Source organism: Phreatobacter sp. (assembly GCF_030691135.1).
GTDB lineage: Bacteria > Pseudomonadota > Alphaproteobacteria > Rhizobiales > Phreatobacteraceae > Phreatobacter.
On record NZ_JAUYFA010000058.1, the window covers coordinates 1 to 14,962 of the forward strand.

A 14,962-nucleotide genomic window follows, 5' to 3' on the forward strand; every position below is an offset into this window, starting at 1 on the left:
GTGCTTGCCGCTGCCGCTTCCCTCGGCTATTGCCAAGCCTGACGGGGCGTAGCGCAGCCTGGTAGCGCGAGAGTTTTGGGAACTCTAGGTCGCTGGTTCGAATCCAGTCGCCCCGACCAGATCCGGAGGAATGACGTGGTCGCCCGTATCTACAAGCCCGCGAGGACGGCCACCCAGTCGGGCCTCGCCAAGACCGACCAGTGGCGCCTGGAGTTCGAGCCCGAGGCCCCGCGCACGGTGGAGCCGCTGATGGGCTATACCAGCGCGACCGACATGGCCCAGCAGGTCCGTCTGACCTTCGCCACGCGGGACGAGGCGGTCGCCTATGCCGAGAAGAACGGCATCGCCTATCAGGTCGCCGAGGCCGAGGCGCCCAAGCGCCGCCTCGCCGCCTATTCCGACAATTTCAAGTTCAACCGGGTCGGCGCCTGGACCCATTGAGGGGACAGGCGGCGGCCGGTTCCGGTCCCGTAGCTCAGTTGGATAGAGCGACAGCCTTCTAAGCTGTTGGTCGCAGGTTCGAGTCCTGCCGGGGCCGCCATTCCGACCGGGCAGAGGCTGTCCGCGGCCCCATGAGGCCGCGGCGCCGGCCTCAGGTGCCGGAATACTGCGCGTCGGTGACCGGTTCCATCCAGTCGACATGCTTGCCGTCGAGCGCCTCGTGGATGGCGATATGGGTCATCGCCGTACCGGGGGCGGCGCCGTGCCAGTGCTTCTCGCCCGGCGGGATCCAGACCGTGTCACCGGCGCGGATCTCCTGGATCGGACCGCCCAGGGTCTGGGCGAGACCGCTGCCCTCGATGACGAAGAGCGTCTGCCCAAGCGGATGGGTGTGCCAGTTGGTGCGGGCGCCGGGGTCGAATCGCACCACGGCGGCGCGAACGCGGGCGGGGGCCTCGGCCTCGACGATGGGGTCCTGCCAGACGCTGCCGGTGAACCAGTCGGCCGGGGGACGGCGGGAATCGATCGAACCGCAGCGGCGGATGTCCATGGTGTGTCCTCGTGATGTCTCTTGGGCGGCGTGACGCCAGCCTTGCCCGGTGGCGGTGGGAGTAAGCCGCAAGGCCTCGCCGCTGTCGAGTGAGCCGGACGGGTGGACAGGCCACAAGGACCGTCAGCCCGAAGCCGCCGGCCACCGGACACCATCTCCTTTTGCCGCGGCGAGCGGCGCGAGAACCTCGCCGGCACGGGGCCAGCCCCGCAGGCCATGCACTGGTCTGCCGGGCGCGCGCCGTTCTAACGTGGCGTAAGCACGCCGTCCCCGCCAGTCCAACGGGTCTCCTTCATGCCGGTTCCCTCGTCCCGCCAGCGTCCCTTCGTGGTCGACGGCGCCCAATATGCGAACTGGTCTCGCAGGATCTTCGAGGAGATGCGGGCCGGCGGCGTCGATGCCGTCCATGCCACCGTCGGCTATCACGAGAATTTCCGCGAGACCGTCGATCTGCTCGTCGCCTGGAACCGGCGGCTGGCCGACCATGCCGACCTCATCGTCAAGGCACGGACCGTGGCCGACATCGAGGCGGCACGGGCGAGCGGCCGCACCGCGATCCTCTTCGGCATGCAGAACCCGTCGCCGATCGAGGCCGATCTCGGTCTGCTCGAAGTGCTGCACGATGCCGGGCTGACCTTTCTCCAGCTCACCTACAACAACCAGTCGCTGCTCGGCGCCGGCTGGCAGGAATATGAGGACGGCGGCATCACCCGCATGGGCCGCGAGGTCATCGCCGAGATGAACCGGCTCGCCATGGTCATCGACATGTCCCATGCCGGCGAGCGCACCGCGATCGAGGCGATCGAGCGTTCGGCGCGGCCGGTGACCGTCTCCCACGCCAATCCGCGCTGGTGGCGCGACACGCCCCGCAACGTCTCCGACCGCGTCATCGACGCGCTCGCCGCCCATGACGGCCTCCTCGGCCTGTCGCTCTATCCGCACCATCTGGCCGGCGGCTCGGCCTGCACCCTCGCCGAATTCGCCGCCATGGCGGCGCGCCTCGCTGAGCGGATCGGCCCTGATCGCATCGGCATCGGCTCGGACCTCTGCCAGGACCAGCCCGATTCCGCCGTCGCATGGATGCGCGACGGGCGCTGGACGTTCCAGACGGCTGCGAACCCCAACGGGCCGCCGGTCTTTCCGGCCCAGCCCGCCTGGTTTCGCAGCAATGCCGATTTTCCGGGCATCGCCGCGGGCCTCGCCGCCACAGGCTTTGCACCGGCGGAGGTCGAGGGCATCATGGGCGAGAACTGGATGGCATTCCTGCGCCGGGCCCTCGCGCCGGGGTGAGACTGGCGCGGACCATGCATGAGGGCTGCGGCGGCCGGTGGGGCTGCCGGCCCCGAGGGGTTGAGGAAATGACATGCCGCGCATGACAGTCGATGCCATCGAAGCTCTCGCCGCTGCGGCGCTGCGCCGGCATGGGGCGAACGAGGTGCAGGCCAAGGCGCTGGCCGCCGGCCTCGCCGGTGCCGAGCGCGACGGCATCCGCTCCCACGGGCTGATGTACCTGCCGGTCTATTGCGAGCATCTGACCTGCGGCAAGGTGATCGGCGGCGCCGAGCCGGTCCTCACCCGGCCGGCCCCGGGCAGCCTGGTCGTCGATGCCGGTGCGGGCTTCGCCCACGCCGCCATCGACCTCGGCCTGCCCGACCTGATCGCCACCGCGCGAAGCCAGGGCATCGCCAGCCTCGCCATCCGCAATTCCTACAATTGCGGCGTCCTCGCCTATCATACCGAGCGGATCGCCGAGGCAGGACTCGTCGGCCTCGGCTTCACCAATGCGCCGGCCTCCATCGCCCCTTCCGGCGGTCGCAAGGCGGTGCTCGGCACCAATCCCTGGTCCCTCGCGGTCCCGGACGGCGCCGGCGGCGCCCGTTTCGTCATCGACCAGAGCGCCAGCGTCATCGCCAAGAGCGAGGTGATCAAGCGCTCGAAATCCGGTGAGGCCATTCCCGAGGGCTGGGCGCTGGACGCCGACGGCCGGCCGACCACCGACCCGGTCGAGGGCCTCAAGGGCACGATGGTGCCGTCGGGCGGCTACAAGGGCGTCGGCGCGGCGCTGCTGGTGGAAGTCTTCGCCGCCTGTCTCGCGGGCGCGACGCCCGGCATCCAGGCGAGCCCCTTTTCCGGCCCCGCAGGCGGGCCGCCGAGGACCGGTCAGTTCTTCATCGCGCTGGCGCCGGACATCTCCTCCGGCGGCGCCTTCGCCGACCGGCTCAGCGTCGTGGTCGAAGCGCTGGGCGCCGAAACCGGCGGACGGCTTCCCGGCGGACGGCGGGCTGCAGCGCGCGCCCGCATCGCCGCCGAGGGCGTCGAGGTCGACGAGGCGACCGGGGCCATGCTGCTCCGGCTGGCGGGGCAGGGCGCATGACGATGGCCCTCCGCCCGCCTGACGAGGTGATGCGGCTCGACCGCCTTGGCGCCGCCCATCCGACGCGGCTGAGTTTCCTGCGCGCCTTGCTGCGGCGGGTGGAAGGTGAGGGCTGGTCCTATCGCCGCACCGCCTGGGAGATCGATCCGGAAGGCTTCGGCCATGCCGTGCTGACCGTCGTCGCGCCGGCGAGCACCTATTCGCTGGTCGCCTTCTCGACGCCGCTCGCCGACGAGATGCGCACCGACCGCGTCATCGCCGAGGCCTGGGACACGAGCTATGTCCTCTATGACGGCGTCCCCGACGCCGCCGAGATCGCCCGGCTGCGCGCCAATGCCCCGCGCCAGGAGGCCGGCCGCTTCACCGAGCGCGATCTGGTGCTGGCCCGCGCCAACAAGAGTGTCCGTCTGTTCGCCCATGTGGCCGAAAGCCTCGCGAACGGCCATCAGCCGGATGCGGATCTGCTGGCGAGCGTCGGCTATCTGATGCGCACCACCGCCGTCTACGGCAACGGCAAGTTCGGCATCGCCGACCGCGACCGCATCGCCGGCCGCACCGAACTCGCCGGTCCGTTCCGCGCCGAGATGCTCGCTGTCTGGCTGATCCGCGCCTTCACCCTCGATCTCGTCGAACATGTCGCTGCGGCGCAGGGCGGGGCGCGTGCGACGACCCTCGACCCGTCGCTGCGGCGCAGCCTCGGCGTCGGCAATTCCACCGGCCTCGGCATGGCGCCCTTCCTGGTCCGTCATCCCCTCCTGGTCCACCGCTGGTTCCATGCCCGCGAGACGGCGCTGGCGCGGGTGCGCGCGCTGGCCGCCGCCGGTCCCGCCGAACAGGCGGCGTTCCGGACGGCACTGGCGGCGATGCGCCAGACCGTGAGCCGCTGGCACACCGAGGATCCGGTGCAGGCGCCGCGGGTCGCGGTGCTGGCAGATGATCTCGCCGCCCTGGCCGCCGCCGCCGGACCGCTCCTGGCCGGGCCCGATCCCTGGGACGCGCTCTATCGTCACGCCTGTGAGGCTCTGTCCGTCGAAGCACAGGAGGCGGTGGTGGCGCTCGTTCTCGAGCCGCACGGCGCCCTGGTCGACGATCTGGCCGAGACCATGCAGGCCGACGAGGACACCGTCTTCCGCATCGACGGGACGATGACCGTCGGCGCATTGATCGCCCAGCTCGCCGAACATTACGGCTGGGTGCGCCGGTTCGACTTTTCCGACCCCGCCAGCGAGGCGCGCTTCTGGTACGTCTCGGAAGAAAAGCTGGAGCCGCGGCTCGGCGAGCGCGGGGCAGAGGACGGCGCTGAACGCGAACAGCCGCTGGCGGTGGCCCGTGACGTGAGCCGGCTCGGGGCGGCGCTACTCGCCGCGCGACAGGACGAGCCGGTCGCCGCCTTCCTGATGCGGCAGCCCGCCTTCCGCCATGTCGTGCGGCGGGCGCAGGTCGCCATCGCCCATCCCTATGCCGAGGTGCGCGACAATCTCGTCGCGGCCACCATGCGGCCCGTCGATTTGCTGCGGGCCAAGCTCGCCTTTTTTGGCGCCAGCCGCTTCGATCCGCGCTCCGACCGCTGGCTGCGGATTTCGCTCTTCGCCGATGCGCCCTTCCCGGAGGAGATCTGCCGGCAGGACCGGGAGCGCATCGCCTCATGAGGTGGCTTTCGTGACGGCCGGCCTGATCGACATGTCGCTCAACGAGGTGGAGACTCTCGCCGCCAAGGCAGCGCGGGGGGCGGGGCTGTCCTGGGGCGGCGCCGAGGAATTCGGCCGGGCGGCGCGGCTGCTCGCCACGGCGGGCCGCGACTGGCCGGCGCTGGTCACAGCTCTCGCCGGAACGGCTGACGACGTCGCTGCCGAAGCGGCGGCGCTGGCGCGCTGCGAGGCGACCCTTGAAGCGGCGGGCCTCGGCGCGCCGGGTTCCGGCGTGGCGACCCGCGCTGCGGTGGCCCCGGCGACGCTCGCGGCGCTCGAGGCGCTGGCCGCCAGGACCTATGTCCCGGCATCGGCGCAGTCGCGGGTCCTGGGCGCCGGCGCAGGGCTGACCGACAACGACTGATCCGGAGAATACCGCAGACGTTTTGGCGTTGCGTCACCGACCATTGCAGATAGGCTGTTCTTCGAAAGCCGCACCGAGGGAAATGCGCATGGCAGGCAAGGCTTCGGCCCAGGTGATCGCGATGCGCGGCGCCGGCTACTATTCCTCCAACACCGTGGGTGCCAAGGCCGTCATCGACAAGGCCGGCGACCTCGTCGTCGAAGCCCTCGGGAGCATGGCGATCAAGCCGGCCAAGACCGCCTTCTCGGTCTGCGACTACGGCGCCGCCGATGGTGGCACCTCCCTCGACATGATGCGGCGCCTCGTCGAGACGGTCCGGCAGCGGGCCCCCGACCGCGCCATCCAGGTCACCTATACCGACCTGCCGCACAACGACTTCTCGGCGCTGTTCCGGCTCACCCAGGGCCTCCTCGGCGACCAGGCCAAGACGCCGCTCGCCGAGACGCCGAACCTCTACATCGCCGGCTCGGGGACGAGCTTCTACAAGCAGATCGTGCCGGACGGCACGCTGCATCTCGGCTTTTCCGCTACCGCCATGCACTGGCTGAGCAAGCGGCCCGGGCTCATCGCCGACCATGTCCAGGCGGTCGGCGCCACGGCGGCGGAACAGGCGCTGTTTCGCCGCCAGGCCATGGCCGACTGGGACACGATCCTGCTCGCCCGCGCCAGGGAACTGGCGCCCGGCGGCAGGCTGGTCCTTGCCAATTTCTGCGCCGACGAGCAGGGCCGCTATCTCGGCCATACCGGCGGTGTGAACATGTTCGACGCCTTCGCCCGCCACTGGCGCGACCTGTGGAAGAAGGGGCGCATCACCGAGGCGGAATATCGGGGCGCGACGTTCCAGCAGTTCTACAAGACGCCGGACGAATTCGCCGCGCCCTTCCGCGACAAGGGCTCGGCCGTTTCCCGCGCCGGCCTCAGGCTCGATCACATCTCGACGACGGTGACGGCCTGCCCCTATGCGGCTGATTTCGCCAGGCACGGCGACGCCGCCGCTTTCGCCAGCGCCTATGTGCCGACCCTGCGCTCCTGGTCAGAGACCGTCTTCGCCGGCGCTCTCGACGCCAAGCGGTCGGCGCATGAGCGGGGCTCCATCGTCGACGCCTTCTACGGCGCCTACGAGGCCGACGTCGCCCAGAACCCCGCCGGCCACGCCATGGACTACGTCCATTGCTTCATGGTCATCGGCAAGAAGGGCGGCCGCTGACGCATCACACGACCAGTCTTTGGGGGAACGTCGAGGAAGGCACGCAAAAGGGCCACCGACGCCGATTACACGGGAGACCAACATGAAGAGACGTCATTTTCTGGCCGGAACGGCGGGCGCTGCCGCTGCAACCCTCGCTGCGCCGGCTCTGGCCCAGGCTCCCACCGTGCGCTGGCGCATGGTGACGAGCTGGCCGAAGAGCCTCGACACCATCCACGGCTCGGCCATGGCCATGGCCGAGCGCATCAGCCAGATCACCGAGGGCAGGTTCCAGATCCAGGTCTTCGCCGCCGGCGAGATCGTGCCGGCCCTCGGCGTCTTCGATGCGACGTCGAATTCCACGGTCGAGTGTTCCCACACGCTCTCCAGCTACTTTTTCGGGCGCAACCCGGCCATCGGCTTCGACGGCGGCATGCCCTTCGGCCTCAACACCCGCCAGCAGCAGGCCTGGATGGTGGCGGGCGGCGGCAAGGAGCTGATGCGCGATGTCTTCGCCAAGTTCGGCCTCGTCGCGGTCCCCTGCGGCAATGTCGGTGTCCAGATGGGCGGCTGGTTCCGCAAGGAGATCAACACGCTCGAGGATCTCAAGGGCCTGAAGTTCCGCATCGGCGGCATCGGCGGCACCGTCCTCTCCAAGCTCGGCGCCGTGCCCCAGCAGATCGCCGCCGGCGACATCTATTCCTCGCTCGAGCGCGGCACGATCGACGCCGCCGAGTGGATCGGCCCCTATGACGACGAGAAGCTCGGCTTCGCCAAGGTGGCGCGCTTCTACTACACGCCCGGTTTCTGGGAGGGCGCGGCGCAGATCACCTCCTTCGTCAATCAGGCGAAATGGGCCGAGCTGCCGCCCGCCTTCAAGGCCGCCTACGAGGCCGCCGCGAGCGAGCAATGCGTGCAGATGATGGCCAATTACGACGCCAAGAACCCGGACGCCCTGCGCCGGCTCGTGGCGGCCGGAGCCCAGCTGCGCGCCTTCCCGCGCCCGGTTCTCGACGCCTGCCTCAAGGCGACCGTCGAGACGCTCGACGATTTCGCCGCGAAGAGCCCGGAGTTCAAGACCGTCTACGACAGCTGGAAGAAGTTCACCGACGATTCGAACCTGTGGTTCCGCATCGCCGAGAACACCCTCGACCAGTTCCGCTTCGCAGCGCCCAGCTGGGTGAAGAGCTGATCCGGACGGGCGTCGGCGGCGCCGGCGCCCTGACGCCGATGCACGGCGGCGCAGCATTGTGCTGCGCTGCACAGGAATCTGCGTCACTTACGTAGATATTCGTATGCCACCTTATGGAACAGCACCCCTAGACTGGTGCGAGAAGCGGTCATGTTCGTAAGGACCGCCAGAGGAGAACGACGATGTCGCAACCGTCCACCCTGCGCGGCCTCCTGGCCGGCGCGGCCCTTGCTGTCGGCCTGGCTCTCGCCGGCCCCGCCAGTGCCCAGACCAAGGTCAGCATCGGCATTTCCGGCTGGACCGGCTTCGCGCCGCTGACGCTGGCCAAGGAAGCCGGCATCTTCGCCCGCAACGGCCTCGACGTGACGATCCGCAAGATCCCGCAGGCGAGCCGCCACCTCGCCATCGCCTCGGGTGACCTCCAGTGCGCCGCCACCACGGTCGAGACCTGGATCGTCTGGAACGCCAACGGCATCGCCACGACCCAGCTGTTCCAGCTCGACAAGAGCTACGGCGCCGACGGCATGGCGGTCCGCAACGGCATCAACTCGATCCGCGACCTTCGCGGCAAGACGGTGGCAGCCTCCGCCCCCGGCACTGCGCCCTATTTCACGCTCGCCTGGATGCTGAAGGAGAACGGCCTCTCCATCCGCGACGTCACCGTCGTCAACATGGAGCCGGGAGCCGCCGCCCAGGCCTTCGTCGCCGGCCAGAACGATGCGGCGATGACCTACGAGCCCTTCCTGTCCTCGGTGCGCAATGCGCCCCAGGCCGGCAAGATCATCGCCACCACCCTCGACTATCCGATGGTGATGGACACGTTCGGCTGCACGCCGGCCTTCATCCAGGCCAACGAGGCCGCCGTCCGGGCGCTCGCCAAGAGCTATTTCGAGGCGCTCGAGATGATCAAGACCAACCAGGCGGAGTCCTACCGCATCATGGGCGCCGACGTGCGCCAGACGGCCGAACAATTCGGCAATTCGGCCCAGTATCTGCGCTGGCAGGACCGCGAGGCGAACCGGACTTTCTTCGCCGGCGAGTGGCGCACGTTCTCCGAGAAGGCCGCCGACCTGCTGCTCGAGCTCGGCATCATCCGCAACAAGCCGAACTTCGACACCATGGTCGACACGCGCTTCATCCAGTAGGGGCGGACGAATGCGGCGGTCGTGAGCGAAAGCCGCGACCGCCCACGACGTCATGCCCGGCCTCGTGCCGGGCATCCACGAATTCCTGCCAGGTCGTGGTCAAGTCGTGGATGGCCGGCATGGCCGGGGCAAAGCCCCGGCGTGTCCAAGCCTTGAGCGGCGGCCGCAGGCCGCTTTTGGCCCGGCCATGACGCTTGGGAAGTTGCGCCCATGCCCGCATCGGAACGGATGAGTCCATGAAACCCCTCGAGCCCGTATCGACGACGGCGCGTGTCGTTCTCGGCATCTCCTTCTTCGTCATCTTCTTCGCGGCCTGGGCGGCGGTGACCTTCGGCGGCCTCGTGCCGAAGATCTTCCTCGCCGATCCCGTCACGATGCTGCAGGAGGGCTGGTATCTCATCACCAACCACGGCTTCCTCGTCGACATCGGGGTCACCGTCTGGCGCGTCGTCGGCGGCTTCATCCTGGCGGCACTCGTCGCCGTGCCGCTTGGCCTCGCCATGGGCGCCTACAAGCCGGTCGAGGCCTTCTTCGAGCCTTTCGTCTCCTTCGCCCGCTATCTGCCGGCCTCCGCCTTCATCCCGCTCTTCATTCTCTGGGCGGGTGTCGGCGAGAAGCAGAAGCTGCTGGTCATTTTCGTCGGTTCGGTCTTCCAGATCGTCCTGATGGTGGCGGTGGCGGTGGGATCGATCCGCCGCGACCTGGTCGAGGCGGCGCTGACGCTCGGCGCGCGCGACCAGGGCATCGTCGGCCGGGTCATGGTGCCCTATGCGGCACCGCAGATCGCCGAGATCCTGCGGCTCGTCCTCGGCTGGGCCTGGACCTATGTCATTGTTGCCGAGCTGATCGGCTCGTCCTCCGGCATCGGCCACATGATCATCGAGAGCCAGGCGCTGCTTGCCACCGGCCAGATGATCTTCGGCATCATCGTGATCGGCGTAATCGGCCTCATCTCGGACTTCCTGTTCAAGGCCGTGAACCAGAAGATGTTCCCCTGGAGCACGATATGAGCGACGTCGTCGTCAGGGGCGTTTCGCGCACCTTCCCCTCGGTGCGTGGCGGCGAGCCCGTCCAGGCGCTGTCACCGGTCGATCTCACGGTCGGGGAGGGCGATTTCGTCGCCATTCTCGGCCCCTCGGGCTGCGGCAAGTCGACCCTTCTGCGGATCGTCGCCGGTCTCGACCGGCCGACCACGGGAACCGTCACCCTCGACGGCAGGCCCGTTGCCGGCCCGGGCGCCGATCGCGGCATGGTGTTCCAGAGCTACACGCTCTTTCCCTGGCTGACAGTTGTCGAGAACATCGAGTTCGGCCCGCGCGAGCGCGGTGTGGCGGCGGCCGAGCGCCGCGCCACCGCCGAGAAGCTGATGGCGCAGGTGGGCCTCACCCAATTCGCCAACCACTATCCCAAGCAGCTCTCGGGGGGCATGCAGCAGCGCACCGCGCTCGCCCGGGCACTGGCCAATGATCCCAAGGTGCTGCTGCTCGACGAACCCTTCGGTGCGCTCGACCACCAGACCCGTTCGCTGATGCAGGAACTGCTGCTGTCGATCTGGGAGACGCACCGCAAGACCGTGCTCTTCGTCACCCACGACATCGAGGAAGCGGTGTTCATGGCCAACCGCGTGCTGGTGATGAGCGCCAGGCCCGGCCGCTTCAAGAGCGAGGTCCCGATACCCTTTGCTCACCCGCGGTCCTACAAGCTGAAGACCACGCCGGAGTTCGGCCGGCTGGAAGAACAGCTCACCGAGGATATCCGCGGCGAGACGATCATCGCCGTGCAGGCCGGGTTCTGAGCGGCGGCGGTCGGCCGCGCCGGTCTCCCGGCGCCGCCGTCGCAACGGGCCGGTCAGGCCTCCTTGAATCCGTAGTCGGGAACGCCCTGCTCGTTGCCGTAATATTTGAACGGCAGGAACTTGCCGGACATGGAAATCTTCACCCGGTCGCCCTTCGGGTTCGGCTCGCGCTCGAACTCCATGTTGAAGTCGATGGCGGACATGATGCCGTCGCCGAACTCCTCCTCGATGATCGCCTTCCAGGCCGGGCCGTTGACCAGCACCAGCTCGTAGAAGCGGTAGATCAGCGGATCGGTCGGCGGCATCGACGTGCCGGTGCCGCGATAGGGCACCTCGTTCAGCATCCGCTCCTCCATCGGCGTCAGGCCGAAGAGAGCGGCCGCCTTGGCGGCGAGCGGCTTGACCAGCTTGTGCTGGCCGAGCAGGGCGCCGATCACGAGCACCGGCGACATGCCGCCGATCTCGTCGGTGATGTGCTTCCAGGTCCAACCCTTCTCGCGCTTGATGTCGAGAATCTTTTCCGTGAGCTCTTCGCGGATCATGTCCGTCTCCTTGGGTATAACGGGGCAGGGGGTGGCGAGTGTCAGACGGCCCGGACCAGCGGGGGCGCGGCGTCGGGCGCACCCGGCGTGACGATCGGCGGGGCGCGGCGGTTCCAGACCCTGCCGGGCTGCGCGAGTTCCTCGGTGAAGCTCCTGGAGCGCGCCACGAGGAAGTCGATGATGTGATTGCGCACGGGGTAATAGGCCGGATGCTTGTGGACTTCGTTGCGTGAGCGATCAGCCGGCAAAGGATTTGCGACGATCTCGGCGATCCGGGCGTCCGGTCCATTGGTCATCAGCACGATCTTGTCGGCGAGATAGATGGCCTCGTCGACGTCGTGGGTGATCATGAACACGGTCTGGCCGGTATTGCGGCAGATGCCGCGCACCTCGTCCTGCAGCGTGCCGCGGGTGAGCGCGTCGAGGGCCGAGAAGGGCTCGTCCATCAGCATGATCTTCGGCTCGATCGACAGCGCCCGGGCGATGCCGACGCGCTGCTTCATGCCCCCAGAAAGCTGAGCCGGCTTCTTCATCTCGGCGCCCGTCAGACCGACGGTCGCAATCGCCTTGCGCGCATGCTCCTCGACCCTGGCCTTCGGCCAGTCACGCCATTTCGAGGAGACCGCATAGCTGACATTGCCGAGCACCGTCCGCCAGGGCAGGAGGCCGTGGCTCTGGAAGATGACGGCGCGGTCGAGGCTCGGGCCCTCGATCGCCTTGCCGTCGATGATGACTGCCCCCTCGCTCGTCTCGTCGAGCCCTGCGAGGATGTTGAGCACCGTCGTCTTGCCGCAGCCGGAATGGCCGATGACGCAGACGAACTCGCCGCGCTCCATGGCGAACCAGAGGTCCTCGAAAATGGTGGTGCGACCGCCCTCGGGGGCGGGGAAACGGCGGGCGATGCCCTCGATGGAGATGTAGGAACGGGCCATCCGCATCACTCCGGATAGGTCACGAGGCGGGTGAGGCGGGCGAGGATCTGGTCCAGCACCATGCCGACGAGGCCGATCAGCAGGATGGCCGTGATGATGTCGGTGAGCGACAGGTTGTTCCACTGGTTCCAGACGAAGTAGCCGATGCCGGTACCGCCGACGAGCATTTCGGCTGCGACGATGACCAGCCAGGCGATGCCGACGGAAATGCGCATTCCCGTCAGAATGGTCGGCGCGGCGGCCGGCAGGATCACGGTGAAGGCCTTTCGCACCGGCCCGACCTCGAGGGTGCGCGCCACGTTCAGCCAGTCCTTGCGCACCGACGCGACCCCGAAGGCCGTGTTGATCAGCATCGGCCAGAGCGAGCAGATGAAGATGACGAAGATCGAGGAGAGCGAGGAATCCTTGATCGTGTAGAGCGCGAGAGGCATCCAGGCGAGCGGCGAGATCGGCTTCATTACCTGGATGAAGGGGTCGAGAGCGCGATAGATGAGCGGCGACATCCCGATCAGGAAGCCGAGCGGCACGGCGACCGCCACGGCGATGCCGAAGCCGATGAGCACGCGGACCAGCGAATAGGCGAGCTGGATGCCGATGCCCATGTCGTTGGTGCCGCGGACGTAGAACGGGTCGGACAGGTGTTTCCAGATTGCCTTGCCGACGTCGATGGGTCCCGGCATCGGCGTCTGGCCGCCAGTGGCCGCCGCCGCTCCCACGAGCTTGGCGTATTCCGGATCGACCACCTGGCCGCCGCCGCCGCCGCCCGAGCCCACGGCGACGTGCCAGGCCGCCAGGAATATCGCGAGGATGACGAGGGAGAGGACGAACGCCCTCGCACCGATCGAGCGGGTCATGGCCGGGCCTCCTGCATGGCGGGTGTCACAATCCGAGCTCCGTCAGGCCGGGGGCATCGGCGGGGCGTATGCCGAGCGGCCAGGTGAACCTGCGATCGGCCTCGCCGATCGGCACGTCGTTGATGCTGGCCTCGCGCCGCTCCATGAAGCCCGCGGCGTCGAACTGCCACTGTTCGTTGCCGCAGGAGCGGAACCAGGCCCCGGAAGCATCGTGCCATTCGTACTGGAAGCGCACGGCGATCCGGTTCTCGTGGAAGGCCCAGAGCTCCTTGATCAGGCGATAGTCCATCTCCTTCGCCCATTTGGCGACGAGGAAGGATCGGATCGCCGGACGGCCCGTGAAGAACTCGGACCGGTTCCGCCAGGTGCTGTCCTCGGTATAGGCGAGCGCCACCCGTTCGGGATCGCGGGTGTTCCACGCGTCCTCGGCGGCGCGCACCTTCTGGTGCGCCGTTTCCAGCGTGAAAGGCGGAACGGGAGGCCGGGTCATCGGGGTGGGTCCTGGCGTGCCTGTCAGCGCCTGATGGCGAAGGAGGCGATGTACTCCTCGGGCTTCGCCGGATCGAAGGGCTTGCCCATGACCGAGAAGGTCTTGCTGGTCGTCTCGGGCGGGGTCAGGCCGAGTTCCCTCATCATTGCCGCCGCGTCGGTGGCCAGGAACACCTGCCGGGTTATGCCGTTGTAGTCGACATCGCCGCGGATCTGGCCCCAGCGCTTCATCTGGGTGAGGATCCACACCGAGAAGCTCTCCCACGGGAAGGGATCGAACTGGATGCGGTTCGGGTCGCGTTTCACCTGGCCGAGGCCATCGGCATAGGTGCCGGTGAGGATCTGCTCCAGCACCGTGACCGGCTGGTTGAGATAGTTAGGTGCGGCGATGGCCGTGGCGATCTCCCTGCGGTTCTCCGCCTTCTGCGCATGGGCGGTGGCGTCGATGATCGCCTTCAGAAGGGCACGGTAGGTGTTCGGCAGGGTAGTGACGAATTCGCGGCTGGCCGCGAAGGCGCAGCAGGGATGGCCGTCCCACAGTTCCTTCGACAGCAGGTGGATGAAGCCGACGCCGTCGAAGACCGCGCGCTGGTTGAACGGATCCGGGCCGAGGAAGCCGTCGATATTGTCGGCGCGCAGGTTGGCGACCATTTCCGGCGGCGGCACCGAGCGGATCTGCACGTCGCGATCGGGGTCCAGGCCGGCCTCGGCGAGGTAGTAGCGCAAGAGGTAGTTGTGGATCGAGAAGTCGAAGGGCACGGCGAAGCGGAAGCCCTTCCAGTCCTTTGGGTCGCGCTTGTCCTTGTGCTTGTTGGCGAGGGTGATGGCCTGGCCGTTGATGTTCTCGATGGCCGAGACCGAATAAGGGATCGGGTTGGAGCCGACGCCCATGGTGATGGCGAGCGGCATCGGCGCCAGCATGTGGGCGGCGTCATATTCCTTGTTGATGGTCTTGTCGCGGATGACGGCCCAGCCGGCCGTGCGCACCACCTCCACGTTCAGACCGTGCTTCGAATAGAATCCGAGCGGATGGGCCATGATGATGGGCGTCGCGCAGGTGATCGGGATGAAGCCGACCTTGAGGTCTTTCTTCTCGATCGGACCGGTCTGGGCGAGGGCCTCGGTCGCCGCGCCGATGGGGAAGAAGGTTGCAATGGCGGCGGCCGCCGTCGTGGCACCCACCGCTTTCAGGAAGGCACGGCGCTGGTGATCCTGCGGAAACAGCGCCCGCATCACCGCCTGCTCGACGATGCGGCGATAGCGGCTTTCCTCGCCGGCCGCCTCGACGGCGACCGCCTCGGCCTTAATCTCGGCCTCATGCTCGGTATCGGAGGCGTGGCGCCCGCAGACGCAGCCCTTGAGGAACTTTTTCGCGGCATTGAAGGGATTGTCGAACAGAGCCATGGGTCG

At 68.1% G+C, this 14,962-nt stretch carries 16 protein-coding genes and 2 tRNA genes; 12 read left to right on the plus strand and 6 right to left on the minus strand.

Translation table 11 applies throughout. The features are described 5' to 3' along the window. Positions 1–42: 42 nt before the first annotated feature. The 3 genes from Q8O26_RS09905 to Q8O26_RS09915 all read left to right on the plus strand — a co-directional run bounded on the left by Q8O26_RS09905 (position 43) and on the right by Q8O26_RS09915 (position 541). Positions 43–119: transfer RNA gene (locus Q8O26_RS09905), tRNA-Pro, on the plus strand. Positions 120–135: 16 nt separating this feature from the next. Beyond that, the gene (locus Q8O26_RS09910) at positions 136–441 is read left to right on the plus strand and encodes an ETC complex I subunit (RefSeq protein ID WP_305575349.1); all 306 of its coding nucleotides are present in this window, start codon (positions 136–138) and stop codon (positions 439–441) included. A gap of 23 nt (positions 442–464) precedes the next feature. Next, positions 465–541: transfer RNA gene (locus Q8O26_RS09915), tRNA-Arg, on the plus strand. 51 nt (positions 542–592) lie between these two features. Here the strand turns inward: Q8O26_RS09915 and Q8O26_RS09920 are convergent. Beyond that, positions 593–991 (minus strand): cupin domain-containing protein, encoded by a 399-nt coding sequence (locus tag Q8O26_RS09920; protein WP_305575350.1) that lies wholly within the window; start codon positions 989–991, stop codon positions 593–595. Between the two features lie 294 nt (positions 992–1,285). Between Q8O26_RS09920 and Q8O26_RS09925 the strand changes: the two genes are divergently transcribed. The 9 genes from Q8O26_RS09925 (at position 1,286) to Q8O26_RS09965 (ending at position 10,735) form a co-directional block, all read left to right on the plus strand. After that, on the plus strand, positions 1,286–2,281 hold the full coding sequence (locus Q8O26_RS09925) for a membrane dipeptidase (protein WP_305575351.1): 996 nt from the start codon (positions 1,286–1,288) through the stop codon (positions 2,279–2,281). 73 nt (positions 2,282–2,354) lie between these two features. Continuing rightward, entirely contained in the window at positions 2,355–3,365 is a 1,011-nt protein-coding gene (locus tag Q8O26_RS09930) for an Ldh family oxidoreductase (RefSeq protein WP_305575352.1), read from the plus strand. Beyond that, positions 3,362–5,014 carry a hypothetical protein gene (locus Q8O26_RS09935; RefSeq protein ID WP_305575353.1) on the plus strand — a complete coding sequence of 551 codons (1,653 nt, stop codon included), beginning with the start codon at positions 3,362–3,364 and terminating at the stop codon, positions 5,012–5,014. The genes Q8O26_RS09930 and Q8O26_RS09935 overlap by 4 nt, the downstream gene beginning before the upstream one ends. A gap of 10 nt (positions 5,015–5,024) precedes the next feature. Next, on the plus strand, positions 5,025–5,417 hold the full coding sequence (locus Q8O26_RS09940; protein ID WP_305575354.1) for a DUF3726 domain-containing protein: 393 nt from the start codon (positions 5,025–5,027) through the stop codon (positions 5,415–5,417). Between the two features lie 88 nt (positions 5,418–5,505). Then, positions 5,506–6,624, plus strand: a complete 1,119-nt coding sequence (locus Q8O26_RS09945) for an SAM-dependent methyltransferase (protein WP_305575355.1) — start codon at positions 5,506–5,508, stop codon at positions 6,622–6,624. Positions 6,625–6,706: 82 nt separating this feature from the next. Then, a complete protein-coding gene (locus tag Q8O26_RS09950; RefSeq protein ID WP_305575356.1) occupies positions 6,707–7,795 on the plus strand; it encodes a TRAP transporter substrate-binding protein in 1,089 nt (362 codons plus the stop codon). Positions 7,796–7,977: 182 nt separating this feature from the next. Further along, positions 7,978–8,940, plus strand: coding sequence for an ABC transporter substrate-binding protein (locus Q8O26_RS09955; RefSeq protein ID WP_305575357.1), 963 nt, complete (start codon positions 7,978–7,980; stop codon positions 8,938–8,940). 236 nt (positions 8,941–9,176) lie between these two features. After that, positions 9,177–9,950, plus strand: coding sequence for an ABC transporter permease (locus Q8O26_RS09960; protein ID WP_305575358.1), 774 nt, complete (start codon positions 9,177–9,179; stop codon positions 9,948–9,950). Further along, complete coding sequence (locus Q8O26_RS09965; RefSeq protein WP_305575359.1) at positions 9,947–10,735, plus strand: ABC transporter ATP-binding protein; 789 nt, start codon at positions 9,947–9,949, stop codon at positions 10,733–10,735. Before Q8O26_RS09960 ends, Q8O26_RS09965 begins: the two co-directional genes overlap by 4 nt. 53 nt (positions 10,736–10,788) lie before the next feature. On the opposite strand, the gene cynS is transcribed toward Q8O26_RS09965, so the two are convergent. Genes cynS through Q8O26_RS09990 form a run of 5 tightly spaced genes read right to left on the minus strand, consistent with a single transcriptional unit; the run spans position 10,789 to position 14,956 of the window. Continuing rightward, the gene (gene cynS, locus Q8O26_RS09970; RefSeq protein ID WP_305575360.1) at positions 10,789–11,277 is read right to left on the minus strand and encodes a cyanase; all 489 of its coding nucleotides are present in this window, start codon (positions 11,275–11,277) and stop codon (positions 10,789–10,791) included. A gap of 41 nt (positions 11,278–11,318) precedes the next feature. Continuing rightward, positions 11,319–12,209 (minus strand): ABC transporter ATP-binding protein, encoded by an 891-nt coding sequence (locus tag Q8O26_RS09975; protein WP_305575361.1) that lies wholly within the window; start codon positions 12,207–12,209, stop codon positions 11,319–11,321. Between the two features lie 5 nt (positions 12,210–12,214). Beyond that, positions 12,215–13,063, minus strand: coding sequence for a nitrate ABC transporter permease (gene ntrB / locus Q8O26_RS09980; RefSeq protein ID WP_305575362.1), 849 nt, complete (start codon positions 13,061–13,063; stop codon positions 12,215–12,217). A 25-nt stretch (positions 13,064–13,088) separates the two neighbouring features. Next, a complete protein-coding gene (locus tag Q8O26_RS09985) occupies positions 13,089–13,553 on the minus strand; it encodes a nuclear transport factor 2 family protein (RefSeq protein ID WP_305575363.1) in 465 nt (154 codons plus the stop codon). A 23-nt stretch (positions 13,554–13,576) separates the two neighbouring features. Beyond that, complete coding sequence (locus Q8O26_RS09990; protein WP_305575364.1) at positions 13,577–14,956, minus strand: CmpA/NrtA family ABC transporter substrate-binding protein; 1,380 nt, start codon at positions 14,954–14,956, stop codon at positions 13,577–13,579. Between the last annotated feature and the right edge of the window lie 6 nt (positions 14,957–14,962).